Consider the following 17,229-nt stretch of genomic DNA (forward strand, 5'->3'; position numbering starts at 1 on the left):
ATAGAATGAAACAGGATATATTTCGCAGTTTGGTAACTGCCTTTGAGTGCTCTTGGCAATCCCACAACAGAGAGTCTCACACAATTGCGAAGTCCAGCACCATTCTCAGCGCGTCATTTTGGCGTGTCGTCTTTACGCGAAAATCATGTCGCATCCCAATGCGCGTTTAGAACATTTCAGTGATTGAATCATGACAACGGAAGCCAGTCTGAACAGAACCGAATGAACAGACAAGCCATTGAGATAACGGGAAAAGCCGTGCTTTCGGAAGACAACGGGAACAGTCGGTCGAGCAAACGTCGCTGAGAGAACAGCGTCAGCACGACCTTGATACGGCACAAAGGTTCGATTCTATGGACGTTCGCAATGAAATGCTGGGGCTTTTGACCGGGCGCGACCCAAATTTCAGCCTGGAACAGAAGTTTTACACTGATCCTGACTATTATAAGCTGGATCTGGAAAACATCTTTTACCGCGACTGGCTGTTCGTCGGCCATGATTGCGAACTGCCGAAGACCGGCTCCTATATGACTGTGCAGGTTGGCGCCTATCCCGTCCTGATCGTGCGTGATGCGCAGGGCGGTATTCGCGCATTCCACAATTCCTGCCGCCATCGCGGTTCGCGCATTTGTTCTGCCGAAAAAGGCACCACGGCAAAGCTCGTCTGCCCTTACCATCAGTGGACCTATGAACTGGATGGTCGCTTGCTGTTCGCCCGTCAGGTCGGCCCGGATTTCAAGCCGGCAGAATACGGTCTGAAGCACGTTCATTGCGAAACTGTCGCCGGCTATATCTATGTTTGTCTCGCTGACGAAGCACCTGACTTCAACAGCTTCCGCGCGCTTGTCGAGCCTTATCTCGCTCCGCACAGCATCAAGGAAGCCAAGGTCGCCTTTGAAAGCTCAATCATCGAGAAGGGTAATTGGAAGCTGGTATGGGAAAATAACCGTGAGTGCTATCACTGTGCGGCCAACCATCCAGAACTCTGCCGTACCTATCCTGAAGCACCTAGCGCAACCGGCGTTCAGGGTGTGATGGAAGACCCGGAAATCAACCAGCTCTGGAAAAACTGTGCTTCAATTGGTCTACCTGCTGAATTCAACATGTCGGAAGACGGGCGCTATCGCATCACTCGCATTCCGCTGCTACGCGACGCCGTGAGCTATACCATGTCAGGTAAGCCTGCCGTTAAGAAGCCATTGAGCGATAAAGTTGCTGGTGACACCAATATCGGCGCCATGCTGCTCTTCAACTATCCGTCCACATGGAACCATCTGATGGTGGATCACGCCATCTCCTTCCGCGTGCTGCCAATCAGTGCCGAAGAAACAATGGTCACAACCAAGTGGCTGGTCCACAAGGATGCCGTTGAAGGCGTTGATTACGACCTCGATGAGCTGACGCATGTCTGGATTCAGACCAACGACCAGGACCGTCAGATCGTGGAAGAGAACGCGGTCGGCATCCGATCGCCCGCTTACCAGCCCGGCCCATATTCGGTCGAGCACGAAGGCGGAGTGATGCAGTTCCTCGAATGGTACACCAACACCATCACGCCTCGCCTGAAAGGCGAAGCCGCAAAGCTTAGCCGCGTAGCCTGAACTAAAAGCGTATCCCGAAAAGCGTAAAACGGTTTTCGGAAGAAGATGCGCCTAAAATAAAGCAATAGAGAAGTGAGAAGGCCATGCAGCCTCTGAAATATCTGGACGAGATGCTGCCGTGGAACGACAGGTTGCAGATGCTTCAATGCATCTCAGCTATCGAAGAAGCGCCGGACGTTATGACCTTCTCCTTCAAAACACAGGACGACAACTGGTTTCGCTATACGCCGGGACAGTTCATCACGCTCGAACTTCCAATCGAGCGGTCCGATGGGCTTGGACCGGTGTTGCGCACATATACGCTCTCATCCACGCCTTCACGGCCCTATCATATTTCGGTTACGGTCAAGGCACAGAAAGACAGCATCGGCACCCGCTGGATGCTCGATAATCTGCGTCCGCCGATGACGATCAAGGCCTATGGTCCAAATGGCGACTTCTCGCTCGCCAATCATCCAAGCGAGAAATACCTGTTCATTTCGGCTGGTTCAGGCATCACACCTATGGTGTCAATGACCCGCTGGCTTTTCGATTGTGCACCGGCAACCGATGTAGCCTTCATCAACTGCGCGCGCACCCCCGATGACATTATCTTCCGCAAAGAACTGGAACTTCTTTCCGGCCGCATGGAAGCCATGCATCTTGCCTTCATCGTGGAACAGTCTTCTGCGCGCCATGTCTGGCTCGGCCTTCATGGCCGCATCGATCATGCACGACTGGAGTTGCTGGCACCTGACTTCCTGCATCGCAAGGTATTCTGCTGTGGGCCAGAGCCGTTCATGAACGGTGTGCGTGGTCTGCTGGAACAATCCGGCTTCGATATGACCAACTATCATCAGGAGAGTTTTCAGCCTGCGACGGAAATCTCTGCAGTACCGGTGCCATCCTCACTTGCAGCAACCACCAACACACCAACCGCGCCGGTTGCACCGGCGGTTGCTCCAGCCAGCGTCGTCTTTAGCCTTTCCGGCGTTGAAGTCGAATGCACAGAAAACGACACTATCCTGCTTGCAGCCCGCAATGGTGGATTGAAGATCCCGAGCGCCTGCGAGTTCGGCATTTGCGGAACCTGCAAAGTTAAATGCGTCGGTGGGGAAACCGAGATGACGCATAATGGAGGCATTCGCGATGACGAAATCGCTGAAGGCTATATTCTCGCCTGCTGCAGCCGCCCACGTGGTCGTGTCGAAATTGATGCGTAGAGCGTTTCCATTTTTGACTTAACGAAGGAAACGCTCACTTTTTTACGCCTTATCCGATGCATCGAAGCAGGATCGGAAATCAGTCCACTGGACTGATTTTTCCGCGTAGGCGCTGCGCACTTTTACTGGAAATGCTTTAAGCTTTCTTCAGAAATTCAGTGCGCAGCACAAGGCCTTTGACCTGCTTGGTGCTGCAATCAACTTCATCCGGGTTTCCCGTCAAACGAATACCTTTGACCAACGTACCGCGCTTGAGCGTGGTTGACGTGCCTTTGACCTTCAAATCCTTAATCAGCGTAACAGAATCGCCGTCATTCAGCTGCGCTCCGTTGCTATCGCGCGTGATTACATCCGTCATGATTATCCCCTGTGGCCTCAGAGCTTATTGCGAAAAATGTGAAACAATTTTCCGGATACGCTCTCAACAAAATTGGTCGGTAGCACCAAAGACAATGTAATACCAGAACATGGATATTCGCTGGTATGGGCCTGCGCTGCTGACTATAGTTGGCTCAAAGCAGTCAGGAGCAATTTTATGATTGGTCACGCCCTTCTCGTCGTTGATGTGCAAAATGATTTCTGCCCCGGCGGCGCACTTGCCGTCGATAAAGGCGATGAAATTCTACCCGCAATCAACCGGCTGATCGATGAGAGTGAGCATGTCATTCTGACACAGGACTGGCACCCGGCAGGCCATTCCAGCTTCGCAACAAGCCATCCGGGTAAACAGCCTTACGACACAGTCGATATGGCCTATGGTCGGCAGACATTATGGCCGGATCATTGCGTTCAAGGCACCCATGGCGCGGATTTTCACCCTGATCTGCAATGGACGCGTGCGCAACTGGTTATCCGCAAGGGTTTTCGCATCGGCGTCGACAGCTATTCGGCATTTTTTGAGAACGATCACCAGACCCCGACCGGCCTCGCAGGGTATCTGCGCGAACGCAATATCAGTTCTCTGACACTCGCAGGACTAGCCACTGATTTCTGCGTTGCCTATTCCGCACTCGACGCAATTTCACATGGCTTTCAGGTGCGTGTTCGGCTTGATGCCTGTCGCGGTATCGACATAGGCGGCTCTATCAATGCCATGCTTGAGAAAATGCAAAAGGCGGGCGTTGAGTTCATCAATCAACCCGCCCTTGCATCGCATTTGCTCTAATTATTTTTCGATCTCGCCATCAGGCAGAACGACATAAATCAACACGGCAATGATGGTGATGAAGAAGCGGAACGCGGATTCAATACCGTTCCATGTGGATGACATCCACATGCCGAACCATTCGCCACCAATCGACATGAAGCCAACCTGCCAGACAAGAAAGCCCAGTGAGAGACCGGCAATCGCCCATTTCTTGGAGCGATTGAAACTACCGGCATCACCACCCAGACGACCGAGCATCGCAAATGCTCCAATCCAGCATAGGATCGCCGTCACAGTTTCAGCGGCAATGATCAAAATGTACCCGGCATTGTGCAGGAAATTGCTGTCAATGGCGCGATATTTGATCGTCGCGTCGGGGAAAATCGTATCCATGAGCAGAACATGCTGCACGAATGCGAAATTACTGCCGTAGTCGGTAATATTGCCAAAAGAAACGAGTGTGGCGAAGAAGGCGATTGCCGCAACGAATGCGGTCTTGCTCAAACGAGTAACGACCATGGAAGACCCCTCTCCAGAAAAGTCGCAGCCGCAATCTTTTCGAGACTTGCGGCATATGCTGATACGCTCTGGCGATAGCACCATAAGCGCATCAAGGCTCGCTAACTCTTTCGATTCGGTCAAGAGAGCATTGCCAGCAAAAATGCCAAGCGGTTTTGCGTAGGATAATGCGTAAAAAACAAAAAAGGCGGCTCGAAGCCGCCTTTTAGTGGCTTTTAACCCCGGGCTTTAATGCAGCGCGGCCTCATCTGCCTCTTTCTGCCACTCCGGATTATTCTTGTTGAAGCGGATCGAGGACACAAGAGAGAGGCCGATTAGCACAGCGCCGATCAAGCCGGTGATGACTTCCGGAATGTGCACCAGCGTCTGCACATACATGATCACGGCCAACACCAGGATGGCGTAAAATGCGCCGTGCTCAAGATAGCGATACTGACCAAGTGTCTTGCGCTCGACCAGCATGATGGTGAGCGAGCGAACATAGAACGCACCAATGCCAAGGCCAATCGCGATAACGAAGAGATTAGTCGTCAGTGCAAAGGCACCGATAACACCATCGAACGAGAAACTGGCATCAAGCACTTCAAGATAGATGAAGGCACCAAGACCGCCGCGATGGACCATATCCACCTGTTCCTGCGAAGCGTCCAGCACCTCGCCTAAGCCTTCAACGGCCAGAAAGGTCAACAGGCCGAACAGCGCCGCGACCAGGAATGTGTGCGAATGCTCGGCATCGAGCTGATAGGAGAAGAACAGGATCAGCGCGATGGCAACGCCGATTTCAACGCCTTGAACCGATGCGAATTTTGACATGCGGCTCTCAATGATCTTGACCCAATGCACGTCTTTTTCGACATCGAAGAAGTATTTCATGCCGACCATCAGCAGGAATGTGCCGCCAAAGGCTGCGATACCTGTGTGGGATTCCGCGATCACCCGCGCATATTCATTTGGCTGCCATATAGCGAGTTTCAGCGCCGAAATCGGATCTGTCCACATGGCAACCGCAACGATTGCGAGCGGAAAGATGATACGCATGCCGAAGACGGCAATAATGATACCCCAGGTCAAAAAACGATGCTGCCACTCAGGCGTCATATCGCGCAGGATGCGCGCATTAACGATGGCATTATCGAATGAAAGGGAGATTTCTAGCACACTCAATACCGCACAAATGATGAAGACAGAAACCATGCCTCCAACAGTGCCAGTCGTCGAGTATCCAAGCCAGAGAGCGCAGAGAAGTCCAATGACCGTGAAAAATGCAGGCCAAATGAAATACTTATAAGTGGTCATCGCGAACCATTGTTTTTTATGTTTATGAGGCAGGCTGAACTACCGGTCCGACAATGCGCTGGGCCGACGGCGCTTCTCCTGCGGCGCAATAGCTTATGTAAGAAGCGGACGGATCGGGGACAAGGAAGATCGTGGCCAAATTTTGTTCACGAAAAAAAGCAAAGCTCAAGATTGCGTGATCGATCAAGAGGGCGCAACTTTTCAGCAAAACGTCACATGGCAATTATCGCGATTTGTCATAGACTTATCGTCAGAACTCATCTGGAATGAAGAGGACGATTGCCATGATAACAGGACCGCAATGCCGCGCTGCACGTGCACTGGTGGAATTCACGCGGGAGCGGCTAGCCCAGCTTTCGGGCATTGATGCTAAGATAATCGAGCATTTTGAACGAAAGATCGGCTCTCCGTCCGATGAGCAGATTCAAACCCTGCAGGATACGCTCGAGAAAGTTGGTGCGCAGTTCATATGGGAGAATGGCGGCGGACTTGGCGTGAGGCTGAAATTCAATCGCTCTGAATCAAAGCGCATTGCAAATATGGAAAATGAAGGCGGCGTCGTTGGCTACGACGACGTTCCCTGACAAAGGCAAAAGGGCGACCTCTCGGGTCGCCCTTTGTTTCAACGAGAACTAAAGCATTTTCAGCAAAAAGTGCGAAGCGGTTTTGCGTGAGGCAAATGCGTAAAAACAAATAGTTACAGCGGTTCCAACGATTCAGTCTTAACTGGAACCGCTGTAAGCCTATTTTTTCTCAATCAGTGAGGCAGGCTCAAGCTTCGGGTGCATCTGAATCGTGACCATGTCCTTGGCATCTAGATTAAGATCCTTGAAAGCAACACCGCGCAGAACCGGATCGTCATACGTCTTTACGTAATAGACCTGGTTCTTCAGATCGCCGATTGTGCTCCACTGAGTATATTCAGCAGGCGTGTTCGGCTCTTCGATCCAGCCCTTCGGGATATCGAAATTGTTCACGATATGCTCGGCGAGTCGCACGCTTTCAGGGCCGCTTGCAACAGGCTTTGCCGAAAGAACAAAAGCACTCGCCCGCACGAAGCGCGACGGAGGCGTGGTATCACCCGGAATACCCAGCATGCCCGAGCCTTCGCCGAGCGGCTTGATTTCAGCGCCAAGAATTTTCACTGGCTTGGCATTGTTCGGAGAGAGTTTGACGTAATTCCGCAGATTGGTCATATGCCAATCAAATGAAGGCGAGTTGGTCATCACGCCCAGCGGATTATCATAGACCTTCAGCTTGCCGTCGACAGGTTCGATAACAATGGAAGCGCCGCTTGCATCGTGAAGTGTGTAATGCAGCGGGGGCGCAATGCCCATGTTCTTTTGAATAACGGTCACGACAGAAATATCGTTGAGTGCTTCTTTCACTTCGGCAACCTTTGCAAAATTCGTAAGCGCCCAGGTCAGGACATCCCACGGGGCGAGACTGTTTTCAGCCTTTGCTTCTGCCGGGTCCGCATAGCCGGCAAAGTCAGGGAAATAGAGAACGCCGCCAGTCAGCCCCTTCTCGTTCATGCCGTCAGCAAGTGCTGTAACGCCAAAAGCATTCATGCCAACAGCCGCATATTTGGCTTTCCAGGTCTTGGCCGTTTTGCCGTCAGCTGGCGTGGCCGCAATATCGAAATTGCGAGGAAGCACGATCATTTGTGAATCGATCGGGAACGCAAACTCCATCGTGCGCCCATAAACGATGCTTCCATCTGTAGTAGGCAGTACAAAGCTGGTGCAGGCTTGTGCAGCCTGTGGAATGGTGAGCGCGGAAGCAAGCGCCGCTATCGCTGCACCGCGAGCCAACACCCGGCAGGAAGATTTCCAGATAGACCAATTCTTTTGCATGATAAACCTCATCACAAAATTAGATTGTCTGGATTGATAAATGCAGCCACTTGGGGAGCTCGGCGACATTCTCAGAAGCCAGAAACATTCATTAATCCAATCGCTGGCGAATAGAGCGACCACGTTAAAGCAAAGTCAACAGACAAAACCTCTGTATTGCCTTCATTTTTCCGTTTATTTCTTGCGATGATTAACATAATCATTGATTATGCCTTTATAGGTCGGGTCTTTTATATGTTTCTAAATTAGGTTCCGAGGGGAAAACGCCGTGATAAGAAACAATTCGCGTTCCGATAGTAAAAATTTACTGAGCACTACTTTTCGAAATATTATATTAGCTAATTCTTTTATAATAACGGCAGCAGGCGCATCGCACGCGGCAGACATTATCGCACCTCCTCCTGTGCAGACAGAAATTCAGGACCAACAGCGCTGGCGCGTTATCTTCAGCCCTTATGTCTGGGGCGCATCATTGAATGGTAAAGCCGGGCTGCTTGGATTGAGCACGAATGTAGACGTACCGTTCAGGGATATTCTGGACAATCTCGATATGAGTCTTATGGGCAATATCGAAGTAACGAACGGCAAATTCGGCGTTTATTTTGACGGCCAATATACCAAAACCAGTCAGGATGCCGACATTCGCGACGAACAGCTCGACATGGATATCAAGTCGACGACGCTTTCAGGTGGTGTCTACTATCGCCTTTATGAACAGCAACTGGACGGCACAACGCTTTTCGGCGGGCAGCGAATTTTTGCCATCGAACCGACCGTAGGGGTGCGCTGGACAGAGATCAAGGCCCAGGTCAATGTCGGGCCATTCAGCGCCTCTCGCAAAGCAGACTGGACCGATCCATTTATCGGAACCCGCGTTTTCTACGACATCAATGACCGCTGGAACATCTTTGCTGAAGCCGACATTGGCGGCTTTGGTGCAGGTACCAAGCTCAGCGCTAACGGCCAGATTTACCTTGGCTACCGCACTTTGTTATTCGACGTCCCGACCACATGGCGCGTTGGTTATCGCGCACTCTATCAGGACTACCGGGACAATGATGGCGTCGAAAAGTTCAAGTATGACGTAACACAACATGGCCCAGTGATCGGCCTCTCCGTCCAATTTTGATCCGGCTTACGTATTGTAAAGCGTTTCCAGCAAAAGCGCGAAGCAGTTTTGCGTCTGATGACGCGTAAAAACAAATGGTTGGAGCGGTCCCAACTATTCAATTGCAACCGGAATCGCTCTAAAGCCGCTGGATTGTTCCGGCGGCTTTTGTTTTTCTCTAAGTAGGAAACCTTATCCACACGGATCGAACGGAAGCTCTTTGTTTAGCAAGAAATAATGTGCCACGATTTCATGCTTGCAAGATTGGGTGATATGGCCTCAACTATCTGAACAGGCTTGATGATTTTGACAGCAACCATTCACAACATGGATCTGCTTTCGTCATCTACTTGAATTAGCGGAGCGTTGGGCGCGGGATGAATTACATATTTGAACTATCCGTTTATCTTTCTTTTGTGACTTTCGCGGTCCTCGGCGTTGCCGTCTACTTCGTTGGTCGCTTTGCGCTTCACATTCTGTCCCATCATGCCAATCATGATATTCTGTCCATCCCGATTGGCGCTTTCATCAGCACCATAGCGACGGCATGGGCACTTTCATTGGGGTTTGTTGCCGCCGATATTTGGACGGCCAACTCAAAAGCTGATCAGGCAACGAGCGAAGAACGATCATCCATTTCGCGGCTGATTGGAGCCGCAAGCCCCGACATTCTAAATGCCCCAGTACTTGTGGCATCTCTTTCTGAATACCGCACTGCAGTCGTCAAAGACGAGTGGCTTGGAAACAGCAACATCGCGCCTGTGCATTCCGTTGAAATTGCATTGCAGAATATACGCCGCGAGATCGTGAAGCTTGCGAAGACTGACATTCCGTCGCCGATAATATCGCAGCTCGTGCATGACTTTGACGAATTGCAGGACGCCCGCAATACGCGCCTCTCTGTCGGCTCGACATCAGTTGACATGTATAAATGGTATCTGCTGTTTTCGCTGACGATCCTGACCATCATCACCATCGCAGCCACCCATGCAGACAGGGTAAGTGCTGGCATCAAAGCCATGGTAATCTATTCGATCACGGCAGCATTTTGTCTTTGGATTCTCGCAATCCATGCCAATCCATATCAGGGAATAGAGCGGCTCGAACCGTCGCTTCTATTTACAAACCAGAAATCGAGCTGATCTTTCGAATGAAATCTCTTTCGATAGCCATCACAGCGTTGACACTCTTCGTAGCCTTACCAAAGGCCGAGGCCCAGACTTTCCGGGTCTGTCACGGCTACGAGTGCTACTACAAGACCAAGGTAACGCTATCCGATCAGGATCTACGCCGCATACAGAATCTCATGCGGCAAGGCGCGCAGTCTCCTGCCGCCGAACGCAAAGCTCTTCGAGCAGCAGTCGCTTTATTTGAACAGCGCAGTACAGCCGCCATCGGCGTTCGTGACAAGCCTCGCATGCAGTTTGGCAAGGCCCGCATCAAAGGGCAGATGGACTGCATTGATGAATCGACCAATACGGACAATTTCATCCGTTATCTGGATTCTCGCGGCTGGCTGAAACATCATGCTCCTGTGCGCAAAAGCGCACGCGGCAGCTTTTTCGATGGGCGCTATCCTCATTGGACAGCGGTTATCCAAGCCAAGGATAGTGAGCGCTGGGCGGTTGACTCCTGGTACGAAGCAGGCGGCGGTCCGCCCGACATTATGCCGCTGGCAGATTGGAAGCGCCGCGGCTATGGCGGCGAAAGATAAATACAGATTGAGTGCAGTAGCAGCTTCACACCAAGCCGTAAAACGAAGCGCTCATGATGATGAATGTGTAGGCCGTTTCACCTAGGGGGTTACCAATGGCTATTCTGAAGAAGTCCTTTGCAGCCGCGTGCACGAGCGCACTTGTCGCATTCAGCATGTTTGCTGCACCCGTCGCTGAAGCTTGCACACGGGTGGTTTATCTTGGAGCCAATGATCAGGTGATAACGGCGCGTTCCATGGATTGGAAGGTCGATGTCGGCACCAATCTCTGGATTTTCCCGCGCGGCATGGACCGCAATGGCGAGGCTGGGCCCAATTCCATCAAGTGGACGTCCAAATATGGCAGCGTGATTTCCTCCGGCTACGATATTTCGACAACCGATGGGATGAACGAAGCTGGCCTCGTTGCCAATGTGCTGTGGCTGGTCGAATCCGAATATCCGAAATATGATGGAACCGGCCCTGGCCTTTCCATTGCAGCCTGGGCACAATATGTACTCGATAACTTTGCCACCGTTGACGACGCGGTCAAGGAACTCAGCACCAATCCATTCACGATCGTGACAGACAATGTGCCCGGCCAGGACCGGCTCGCGACCCTTCACCTGTCAATATCGGATGCGTCAGGCGATAGTGCGATCTTCGAATATATTGACGGAAAGCAGGTCATCCATCACAGCCGTGAATATCAGGTAATGACCAATTCCCCGACATTCGACGAACAGCTTGCGCTGCACTCTTATTGGTCGCAGATCGGTGGAACGGTCATGTTACCGGGTACGAACCGGGCATCTGATCGCTTCACACGTGCCGCCTTCTATGTGAATGCCGTACCAAAATCGGAAGAACCTGTTGAAGCGCTTGCTAGCGTTTTCGGCGTCATCCGTAACGCATCGGTTCCGTTCGGCATCACAACACCAGACGAACCGAACATCTCGTCGACACGCTGGCGCACTGTTTCCGATCAAAAGCGTAAGCTCTATTTCTTTGAGTCGGCTCTGACGCCTAACGTTTTCTGGGTCGATCTGAACACGGTAGACTTCTCTGCCGATAAGGGAAAAGTACAGAAGCTCGACCTTGGTCCCGATCAGCGAAATATTTTTTCCGGTGTTGTGAACAAGGATTTCAAGGACGCAAAACCTTTCAAATTCCTCGGGCTTTAAGCGCCATTCAGCAAAGCCTAAAACCGGCCTAGACCATTAAGAGCACTGATTCTGGCCAAAAAATCTGAAACCAATCGGCATCCCGCGCGTTAACTAGTCACAACAACCAGAACGGAGGAAATCCAATGGACTGGAATCGCGTAGAAGGCAATTGGAAGCAGGCTAAGGGTAAGGTCAAGGAACAGTGGGGTAAGCTCACCGATGATGATCTCGACCAGATTAATGGCCGCCGCGAGCAGTTGGAAGGCAAGATTCAGGAACGTTACGGCATCGCTAAGGACCGTGTAAAATCGGATATCGATGACTGGTACAAACACCAGCAGTGGCTTTCCTAACAAAAGCCCCGTAATCAGACCGACAGAATGAAGCCCTGCCCTATGGCGGGGCTTCATTTTTCCATGTTTGTTACGCTCAGCAGCGATCAACGCGCTGAAGCGATGCAGACAATCCCATCAGCGAAAATGTGTAACGGGTTTGCGTGCCACGTGCCGATGTGGCTTGCACATTGACAGTACGGCCAGACCGCATGGCGCTGACGATGCGTGCCTCATCACCGACGTTCTGCGCCCATGCCCGGTTTCCTTCGCTGAAGAAGGGAAACTGCGCTCCGTCAACCATTACCTTTACGGTGCTATCCGCTTTCAGATCATACCCCATCACAAGCTGCGGGCTATAGCTCGCACCCGACTTGGAAAGAATAATGAAATTATCGCCATGCCGAACGCCTGCCGGAAGAAAACTCGACGGCACGGTCAAAGCATAGCATTTGTTGCCGGGCAGCTGGGTGTTTTGATAAACGCCCCAATCCCTGAACTCACCAATATGACTCGTTTTAGCCGAAGCCGCGAGAGAACTCGCCACCAACCCTGCAAGCGCCAACGCAACAGTGGTTGTCTTTTTAGTCATTGCCTGAAACCTCCATAATGTCACCAATCACGTGGCATAAAAAATTGTTTCATTGCGTTACTATTTCCTTAACAGACTCCTAAAAACTTGTTGAACAGGAAAAAAGGTCGCGGCTGAATAAACTTCGCGCATGAAAAAGCGCGTCCGCTCGACACTTCAACGACAAATCGGACGAGCTGTGATCAACACTATTCAAATATTCTGAAACCGGGAATGCAGAGGTCGCAAACGCTGTTTCTGCGTGTTTTATCTTCACTAAGCACGTCAAGGACAACGGCTTGATAGCCATCCATACCGACAGCAACGACAGAACAAACTTCTGGAAGAAATGGTGGGCCCGGAGGTTCTACGGAAAACGAGTTAAATCAACTACTTGCAGAAAAGTGGGACAGAAATGCCCCATATGATTCGTTTATGTTTTTTAAATCGCCTGCCCCACAAATCTAAGATTTTATCCACGCGTTATCCAATGGATATCAACCGTATTTCCACAGCCGTAAAAACGCGGATTGACTCTTTTTCCAAATGAGAACATTTTAGGAACATATCCACATTGAGCGGAATATGTTCCTGTGCACCCCTGTGCGCGAGGCAGGTTTCGTTCGCCCTGTTTTCTGGAGTTTGTAATGCGTCTGCCGGAGGCGATTGAACGGCTATACCTCGATTTCGACGGCTTTTTCGCATCAGTCGAACAGCAGTGCGACAAGCGCCTGCGCGGCAGGCCGATAGGTGTGGTTCCATTTGAAGGCACAAACCGCACAGCAGTCATTGCATGCTCGAAAGAAGCTAAGGCGCAAGGCGTCAAGAACGTGATGCCGATCAAGGACGCATTGCGGGTGTGTCCGGATCTTGTACTTGTTCCGCAAAAGCCAGACCTTTACCGCCGAGCACATAACGCCCTGCTCTGCGAGATCGAAACGGTGATCGCCATCGACACCGCAAAGAGCATCGATGAACTGACATGCGTTCTCGATGACAGCGGAAAGCGAGATCCTGAATTGCTCGCAGCAAGGATAAAAGCTGCGATTGCTGACAACATCGGCCCATACATCACCAGTTCAATCGGCTTTGCCGCCAACCGCCAGCTGGCGAAGATCGCCTGCAAGGCTGGCAAAGAAGAAAGCAAGCGACACGGAAGCTATGGCAACGGCCTTGCGATATGGCGGCCCGCCTCGATGCCCGCGCCATTGCTTAAGGTCGAGCTGGAGGATATTCCCGGCATCGGGTCGAGCATGGCAAAGCGGCTTTATCGAAATCGGGTTTACAGCACCGAGCAGCTCTATGCGCTTCAACCGAAACACATGCGCAAAATCTGGAACAGCGTGAATGGCGAGCGGCTTTGGTATGCGCTGCACGGATATGACATCCAAGCGCCAGAGCAGCAGCGCGGCATGTTCGGCCACGGTCGAGTGCTACCGCCCGAAGCTCGCAAGATTGACGGCGCATATGAGATATCGCGCCTATTGCTCACGAAAGCTGCCCGTCGCCTGCGCAGAGAGAACTATTACGCCGGGGGCTTATGGCTCTGGCTGTCGATCCGTGACGGCTCATGGTTTGGCAAGCATCACCTTTCTGTCGTCAATGATGATCAAGCCATTTTATCCGGCCTGCATGCACTCTGGCAGAACGTCAGAAAAGACTTTCCGAAAGGCGTCGAGATCTTTCGGGTTGGCGTCACACTTTACGACCTGTCACCAGCCGACGAGCGGCAGATTGATTTGCTCGATAATGACGACGAGCTGCGCCAGAAATGGGAACGCGCCAACGGGGCAGTTGATAAACTCAACTCGAAATATTCCGGCACGATTGTCAGCATGGGTGAATGGAAACCACCGGCAGGCGGTCATGTCGGTGGCAAGATCAGCTACACGCGGATCCCTAGCGCCGAGGATTTCTGGTAATGGGAAACTGGAAAACAACAGTCAAGGTTGGCGATCTGGCAGACGATCAGAAGCTCGAATTGATATGCCGCAAATGTAACCGCCTCGCCTATACGGATCGAACAATGCTCTGCCAAGAAAAAGACCGCTCGCAACTTTATCTAGATGAGATCGAGAAAAAGGCCGTATGCAAACGCCGGGGCTGCAATGGACCGATGCGCCTATCCATGGTGCGCCTTAAAGAAATGAGCGGCTTTGTGGGTGGTTTAGCATGAGCGGTTATGGTGGTGATAACGGTCGCGTGTCCAAGCCCGGAAAGCTTTTTGAGCATTGGTGTGATGCTGAAGGCTGCAAGGCATGGGGATCCTTTGGATATAAAACCAAGTATGGGCAGCTCTGGTTTTGCCGCGCCCATAAACAAGAAGGCGAAGAGGCACTGGCTGGACGCCGGTAAATTCCGCACTACCTCCTTTGAAAATAGGAGGACGACATGCTGGGACCAAAACAACCGGGCGATTATCCAGACCGCGACATTGATTGTCAGGAAGCCGTTGCGCAGGGAATTGCAGATCTAATCGAGCAAGCAACGCTCTCCGGCAGCTCAGAGCAAGAAGCCGCCGCCGCTATAGCTGACACAGGAGTACCCGGCATACGGGACCTTATCGACGATGCGGTCGCGGCGGGATGGTCAGCAGAAGAAACGGCGAGCGCCATAAAGATCGTTTCCGCTGGAATGTATCGTGGTTTCACCGGCACCGAACCGGATGAATAGCGATTGACTTCTCTTGAAAATGAGAACATTTTAGGAACATCCGTTTAAGAGGAATATAAAGAGATCCATGGCAATCAAGTTTACAAGCTCACCTGACCGTCAACCGGAACCCAAAGCAGGGAAAGGAAAAGCTTCTAAAAAGAAATCTGCAACCCCGTCGGAAGACAATGCGGAGCATGATCTCAACACCGAGGGAAAGTGAACTGAATGGCAGCTGCTCGACTGATCGTGGTTGCGGCTTTTGATAAGAACGATGACGGCGAACTGATTCCAGCATTTGATCCCATAGCATTTGAAACAGAAGGGCGCGCGATGAAGACCGCGCTTGCGCTGGAAAGCAGACATGCAGGGGTTGTTGCATGGAGCCGAGAGGCCGATCCGGACATTGGTGAATATGGACCTCCAGCCATTATTTTCCAATACGGCGAAATTCCGGATATGGAATGAGCCGGATATTCAAACAACAAAAGCCCCGCCTAAGCGGGGCTTTCGTTATTTCTGAAACCAAGCGATCAGTTTCACAGTGTTTTCATAGAGAGACACAACTCCGATAAGTATCGCCAGTACGCCCAAAATAACCCACCTCATGAAACGTCCAATGGTGCGCATTGATCTGATCAGATCCAACCCGTGTTTCATCAGGTCGATATCTTCTTCTCTAAGCTGTGAGAGAAACTCGCGGGTTTCTTCGGGTAATTCGATCAGCTTGCCAGCTGTGGTAGCTTCCGGATCCATTGGCATCACCTCATTCCCCCGCCAAGCCATCATAAAAATCAGCGCACCGATCTGTACGCGCATTCTGTCGATCAAGCGCCTGCCGTTCGCGTTTGAGCACTGATCGAACTTCTACCCCATCGATCAGCGCTGCATGCTGTTCTTTTCTGCGGCAGTCATCAGGATAGGTTGGCAATTGCCGTTCTGAATGCGCCTGCCCCGCCCGTTCAGCCGCTTCCTGCAAAAGCCTGTTACTTGCGCAGGAACTCAATGTCATCGCGATCAAGCAGGCAAACCCGCCCCGCATCAGCAAGCCGCTTTTCATAGTCGGCAATCTCCTGTTCCGTTTGTTCAATGCGTGCGGCTTCAGCTGCGCGTGCGTTGCGCAGCTGCACTTGATAGGCTTCGATAACGAGGTCATTGGCGCGTCTGATTGATTTGAGCTGATCGAGTTCAGCCTTTAAGGCCAACGCCTGAAACTCAGGCACCAGCCCTTTTTTCGCCTGCCCCTCGAACGCGGCCCCAATATACGGAATATCCTTCAGCACCGGGACGCCGTTGTAATAAATCGATGCAAGCACGATGCCGATTGCAACACCCGCAGTCACCTTAATGGCGTCGAGGATCTGGCTCATTTCAAACCAGCCAGACAAAGTTCAAGCTCACCGATGCGTTGCGCATCGCCCAGCTCGCGCCGCTTACGCAAACCTTCCACGACCTTGCCGCCAGCTCGATTGAATGCCGTCATGGCATTGCAGGCCATGCGCCATTGCTTTTCCGTCATGCGCCTAGCGGCAGTCGATTTGCAGGCAGCGCCAGTACCGATGTTGTATGAGAGATCGAGCATTGATGCCTGCACGCTGATCGGAGCTTGATCAAAAGTCCGGATGCATTTGCGAAGCGGCTGACGAAAATCAGTTTCAAGACGCTTGATCAGCATCTCCTGACACTGTTTATCGGTGTAGCTGTCGCCTTTTTTGACGCCTTTGGTTTCCCCCAGGCACACTGTCCATACCTTGCCTAGCTTGTCGTAATAGGCATGGTTTTCCATGCCCTCCCACGGCGCAGTCAGATATGTTGCAGTCAATGCAACCAGACCAAGCGTAGACGCCAAAGCCGCTTTTGCACGTTTACTCATCGCGAAAATCCTTCTGTGATTTGATGCGCATGACAAAGGCCAGCACCGTCACGACGAAGGTGAGAGCTGCAAATGCGCCTGTGGGGATGGGGAAAGCGTCACCCAGATAGGGCAACACGACTTCAAGGCCGGACAGAATTGCAGCGGCCAGCAGCAAGCGGATGCTCCACGCATAGCGAAGCACCCGCCTCCAATCGGTGACAAGTTTCATAC

The 17,229-nt window shown here is 51.8% G+C and carries 23 protein-coding genes; 14 read left to right on the plus strand and 9 right to left on the minus strand.

Annotated features, from left to right (window positions below; genetic code table 11):
- The first annotated feature begins 353 nt into the window (after positions 1-353).
- Positions 354-1,601, plus strand: coding sequence for an aromatic ring-hydroxylating oxygenase subunit alpha (locus CES85_RS16890; protein WP_095446991.1), 1,248 nt, complete (start codon positions 354-356; stop codon positions 1,599-1,601).
- A gap of 83 nt (positions 1,602-1,684) precedes the next feature.
- Positions 1,685-2,803 (plus strand): FAD-binding oxidoreductase, encoded by a 1,119-nt coding sequence (locus CES85_RS16895; RefSeq protein WP_095446992.1) that lies wholly within the window; start codon positions 1,685-1,687, stop codon positions 2,801-2,803.
- 136 nt (positions 2,804-2,939) lie between these two features.
- Here CES85_RS16895 and CES85_RS16900 read toward each other — a convergent pair whose 3' ends face one another.
- On the minus strand, positions 2,940-3,161 hold the full coding sequence (locus tag CES85_RS16900) for an alkylphosphonate utilization protein (RefSeq protein ID WP_095446993.1): 222 nt from the start codon (positions 3,159-3,161) through the stop codon (positions 2,940-2,942).
- Between the two features lie 177 nt (positions 3,162-3,338).
- Between CES85_RS16900 and pncA the strand changes: the two genes are divergently transcribed.
- Positions 3,339-3,968, plus strand: a complete 630-nt coding sequence (gene pncA, locus CES85_RS16905; RefSeq protein ID WP_095446994.1) for a bifunctional nicotinamidase/pyrazinamidase — start codon at positions 3,339-3,341, stop codon at positions 3,966-3,968.
- Here pncA and CES85_RS16910 read toward each other — a convergent pair whose 3' ends face one another.
- Both CES85_RS16910 and CES85_RS16915 read right to left on the minus strand, forming a co-directional pair.
- Positions 3,969-4,469, minus strand: coding sequence for a DUF2165 family protein (locus CES85_RS16910; protein WP_095446995.1), 501 nt, complete (start codon positions 4,467-4,469; stop codon positions 3,969-3,971). It abuts the gene before it with no gap.
- A 228-nt stretch (positions 4,470-4,697) separates the two neighbouring features.
- Positions 4,698-5,765, minus strand: a complete 1,068-nt coding sequence (locus CES85_RS16915) for a DUF475 domain-containing protein (RefSeq protein ID WP_095446996.1) — start codon at positions 5,763-5,765, stop codon at positions 4,698-4,700.
- A 284-nt stretch (positions 5,766-6,049) separates the two neighbouring features.
- Here CES85_RS16915 and CES85_RS16920 point away from each other — a divergent pair, with 284 nt between their 5' ends.
- Positions 6,050-6,349, plus strand: a complete 300-nt coding sequence (locus CES85_RS16920) for a helix-turn-helix domain-containing protein (protein WP_095446997.1) — start codon at positions 6,050-6,052, stop codon at positions 6,347-6,349.
- A 159-nt stretch (positions 6,350-6,508) separates the two neighbouring features.
- Here the strand turns inward: CES85_RS16920 and CES85_RS16925 are convergent, their stop codons facing one another.
- A complete protein-coding gene (locus tag CES85_RS16925) occupies positions 6,509-7,621 on the minus strand; it encodes a linear amide C-N hydrolase (protein WP_095446998.1) in 1,113 nt (370 codons plus the stop codon).
- A 268-nt stretch (positions 7,622-7,889) separates the two neighbouring features.
- Between CES85_RS16925 and CES85_RS16930 the strand changes: the two genes are divergently transcribed.
- The 5 genes from CES85_RS16930 to CES85_RS16950 all read left to right on the plus strand — a co-directional run bounded on the left by CES85_RS16930 (position 7,890) and on the right by CES85_RS16950 (position 11,941).
- Positions 7,890-8,750, plus strand: coding sequence for a hypothetical protein (locus CES85_RS16930; protein ID WP_095446999.1), 861 nt, complete (start codon positions 7,890-7,892; stop codon positions 8,748-8,750).
- Between the two features lie 356 nt (positions 8,751-9,106).
- A complete protein-coding gene (locus CES85_RS16935; RefSeq protein ID WP_095447000.1) occupies positions 9,107-9,871 on the plus strand; it encodes a bestrophin-like domain in 765 nt (254 codons plus the stop codon).
- 8 nt (positions 9,872-9,879) lie between these two features.
- On the plus strand, positions 9,880-10,443 hold the full coding sequence (locus tag CES85_RS16940; RefSeq protein WP_095447001.1) for a hypothetical protein: 564 nt from the start codon (positions 9,880-9,882) through the stop codon (positions 10,441-10,443).
- A 95-nt stretch (positions 10,444-10,538) separates the two neighbouring features.
- On the plus strand, positions 10,539-11,606 hold the full coding sequence (locus tag CES85_RS16945; protein WP_095447002.1) for a linear amide C-N hydrolase: 1,068 nt from the start codon (positions 10,539-10,541) through the stop codon (positions 11,604-11,606).
- Between the two features lie 125 nt (positions 11,607-11,731).
- Entirely contained in the window at positions 11,732-11,941 is a 210-nt protein-coding gene (locus CES85_RS16950) for a CsbD family protein (protein WP_007875896.1), read from the plus strand.
- A 76-nt stretch (positions 11,942-12,017) separates the two neighbouring features.
- On the opposite strand, the gene CES85_RS16955 is transcribed toward CES85_RS16950, so the two are convergent.
- Positions 12,018-12,512: an invasion associated locus B family protein gene (locus CES85_RS16955; protein ID WP_095447003.1), complete on the minus strand. Its 495-nt coding sequence runs from the start codon at positions 12,510-12,512 to the stop codon at positions 12,018-12,020.
- A gap of 626 nt (positions 12,513-13,138) precedes the next feature.
- Here CES85_RS16955 and CES85_RS16960 point away from each other — a divergent pair.
- From CES85_RS16960 to CES85_RS16980, 5 genes are all read left to right on the plus strand, one after another.
- Positions 13,139-14,413, plus strand: a complete 1,275-nt coding sequence (locus CES85_RS16960; protein WP_095446604.1) for a Y-family DNA polymerase — start codon at positions 13,139-13,141, stop codon at positions 14,411-14,413.
- Complete coding sequence (locus tag CES85_RS16965) at positions 14,413-14,667, plus strand: hypothetical protein (protein WP_095446603.1); 255 nt, start codon at positions 14,413-14,415, stop codon at positions 14,665-14,667. Before CES85_RS16960 ends, CES85_RS16965 begins: the two co-directional genes overlap by 1 nt.
- Positions 14,664-14,846, plus strand: coding sequence for a hypothetical protein (locus tag CES85_RS16970; protein WP_095446602.1), 183 nt, complete (start codon positions 14,664-14,666; stop codon positions 14,844-14,846). Before CES85_RS16965 ends, CES85_RS16970 begins: the two co-directional genes overlap by 4 nt.
- Positions 14,847-14,882: 36 nt before the next feature.
- Positions 14,883-15,164 (plus strand): hypothetical protein, encoded by a 282-nt coding sequence (locus tag CES85_RS16975; RefSeq protein WP_095447004.1) that lies wholly within the window; start codon positions 14,883-14,885, stop codon positions 15,162-15,164.
- A 207-nt stretch (positions 15,165-15,371) separates the two neighbouring features.
- On the plus strand, positions 15,372-15,611 hold the full coding sequence (locus tag CES85_RS16980; protein WP_095447005.1) for a hypothetical protein: 240 nt from the start codon (positions 15,372-15,374) through the stop codon (positions 15,609-15,611).
- 45 nt (positions 15,612-15,656) lie between these two features.
- On the opposite strand, the gene CES85_RS16985 is transcribed toward CES85_RS16980, so the two are convergent.
- From CES85_RS16985 to CES85_RS17005, 4 genes are all read right to left on the minus strand, one after another.
- Positions 15,657-15,962: a hypothetical protein gene (locus tag CES85_RS16985; protein ID WP_244923260.1), complete on the minus strand. Its 306-nt coding sequence runs from the start codon at positions 15,960-15,962 to the stop codon at positions 15,657-15,659.
- Positions 15,963-16,129: 167 nt separating this feature from the next.
- The gene (locus CES85_RS16995) at positions 16,130-16,513 is read right to left on the minus strand and encodes a hypothetical protein (protein ID WP_095447008.1); all 384 of its coding nucleotides are present in this window, start codon (positions 16,511-16,513) and stop codon (positions 16,130-16,132) included.
- Positions 16,510-17,016, minus strand: a complete 507-nt coding sequence (locus tag CES85_RS17000; protein WP_095447009.1) for a lysozyme — start codon at positions 17,014-17,016, stop codon at positions 16,510-16,512. Before CES85_RS17000 ends, CES85_RS16995 begins: the two co-directional genes overlap by 4 nt.
- The gene (locus CES85_RS17005; RefSeq protein ID WP_095447010.1) at positions 17,009-17,227 is read right to left on the minus strand and encodes a DUF7940 domain-containing protein; all 219 of its coding nucleotides are present in this window, start codon (positions 17,225-17,227) and stop codon (positions 17,009-17,011) included. The genes CES85_RS17000 and CES85_RS17005 overlap by 8 nt, the downstream gene beginning before the upstream one ends.
- Positions 17,228-17,229 lie beyond the last annotated feature (2 nt).

Origin of the sequence: Ochrobactrum quorumnocens (assembly GCF_002278035.1) — a bacterium.
GTDB classification, from domain to species: Bacteria; Pseudomonadota; Alphaproteobacteria; order Rhizobiales; family Rhizobiaceae; genus Brucella; species Brucella quorumnocens.

What these genes read in the sequence shown, in the direction of transcription:
- CES85_RS16895 (WP_095446992.1), top strand. Translation starts at nt 1,685, where the DNA reads ATGCAGCCTCTGAAATATCTGGACGAGATGCTGCCGTGGAACGACAGG.
- CES85_RS16965 (WP_095446603.1), top strand. Translation starts at nt 14,413, where the DNA reads ATGGGAAACTGGAAAACAACAGTCAAGGTTGGCGATCTGGCAGACGAT.
- CES85_RS16920 (WP_095446997.1), top strand. Translation starts at nt 6,050, where the DNA reads ATGATAACAGGACCGCAATGCCGCGCTGCACGTGCACTGGTGGAATTC.
- CES85_RS16900 (WP_095446993.1), bottom strand. Translation starts at nt 3,161, where the DNA reads ATGACGGATGTAATCACGCGCGATAGCAACGGAGCGCAGCTGAATGAC.
- CES85_RS17005 (WP_095447010.1), bottom strand. Translation starts at nt 17,227, where the DNA reads ATGAAACTTGTCACCGATTGGAGGCGGGTGCTTCGCTATGCGTGGAGC.
- CES85_RS16975 (WP_095447004.1), top strand. Translation starts at nt 14,883, where the DNA reads ATGCTGGGACCAAAACAACCGGGCGATTATCCAGACCGCGACATTGAT.
- CES85_RS16910 (WP_095446995.1), bottom strand. Translation starts at nt 4,469, where the DNA reads ATGGTCGTTACTCGTTTGAGCAAGACCGCATTCGTTGCGGCAATCGCC.
- pncA (WP_095446994.1), top strand. Translation starts at nt 3,339, where the DNA reads ATGATTGGTCACGCCCTTCTCGTCGTTGATGTGCAAAATGATTTCTGC.
- CES85_RS16940 (WP_095447001.1), top strand. Translation starts at nt 9,880, where the DNA reads ATGAAATCTCTTTCGATAGCCATCACAGCGTTGACACTCTTCGTAGCC.
- CES85_RS16935 (WP_095447000.1), top strand. Translation starts at nt 9,107, where the DNA reads ATGAATTACATATTTGAACTATCCGTTTATCTTTCTTTTGTGACTTTC.
- CES85_RS16955 (WP_095447003.1), bottom strand. Translation starts at nt 12,512, where the DNA reads ATGACTAAAAAGACAACCACTGTTGCGTTGGCGCTTGCAGGGTTGGTG.
- CES85_RS16985 (WP_244923260.1), bottom strand. Translation starts at nt 15,962, where the DNA reads ATGCGCGTACAGATCGGTGCGCTGATTTTTATGATGGCTTGGCGGGGG.
- CES85_RS16970 (WP_095446602.1), top strand. Translation starts at nt 14,664, where the DNA reads ATGAGCGGTTATGGTGGTGATAACGGTCGCGTGTCCAAGCCCGGAAAG.
- CES85_RS16995 (WP_095447008.1), bottom strand. Translation starts at nt 16,513, where the DNA reads ATGAGCCAGATCCTCGACGCCATTAAGGTGACTGCGGGTGTTGCAATC.
- CES85_RS16915 (WP_095446996.1), bottom strand. Translation starts at nt 5,765, where the DNA reads ATGACCACTTATAAGTATTTCATTTGGCCTGCATTTTTCACGGTCATT.
- CES85_RS16925 (WP_095446998.1), bottom strand. Translation starts at nt 7,621, where the DNA reads ATGCAAAAGAATTGGTCTATCTGGAAATCTTCCTGCCGGGTGTTGGCT.
- CES85_RS16960 (WP_095446604.1), top strand. Translation starts at nt 13,139, where the DNA reads ATGCGTCTGCCGGAGGCGATTGAACGGCTATACCTCGATTTCGACGGC.
- CES85_RS16945 (WP_095447002.1), top strand. Translation starts at nt 10,539, where the DNA reads ATGGCTATTCTGAAGAAGTCCTTTGCAGCCGCGTGCACGAGCGCACTT.
- CES85_RS16980 (WP_095447005.1), top strand. Translation starts at nt 15,372, where the DNA reads ATGGCAGCTGCTCGACTGATCGTGGTTGCGGCTTTTGATAAGAACGAT.
- CES85_RS17000 (WP_095447009.1), bottom strand. Translation starts at nt 17,016, where the DNA reads ATGAGTAAACGTGCAAAAGCGGCTTTGGCGTCTACGCTTGGTCTGGTT.
- CES85_RS16890 (WP_095446991.1), top strand. Translation starts at nt 354, where the DNA reads ATGGACGTTCGCAATGAAATGCTGGGGCTTTTGACCGGGCGCGACCCA.
- CES85_RS16950 (WP_007875896.1), top strand. Translation starts at nt 11,732, where the DNA reads ATGGACTGGAATCGCGTAGAAGGCAATTGGAAGCAGGCTAAGGGTAAG.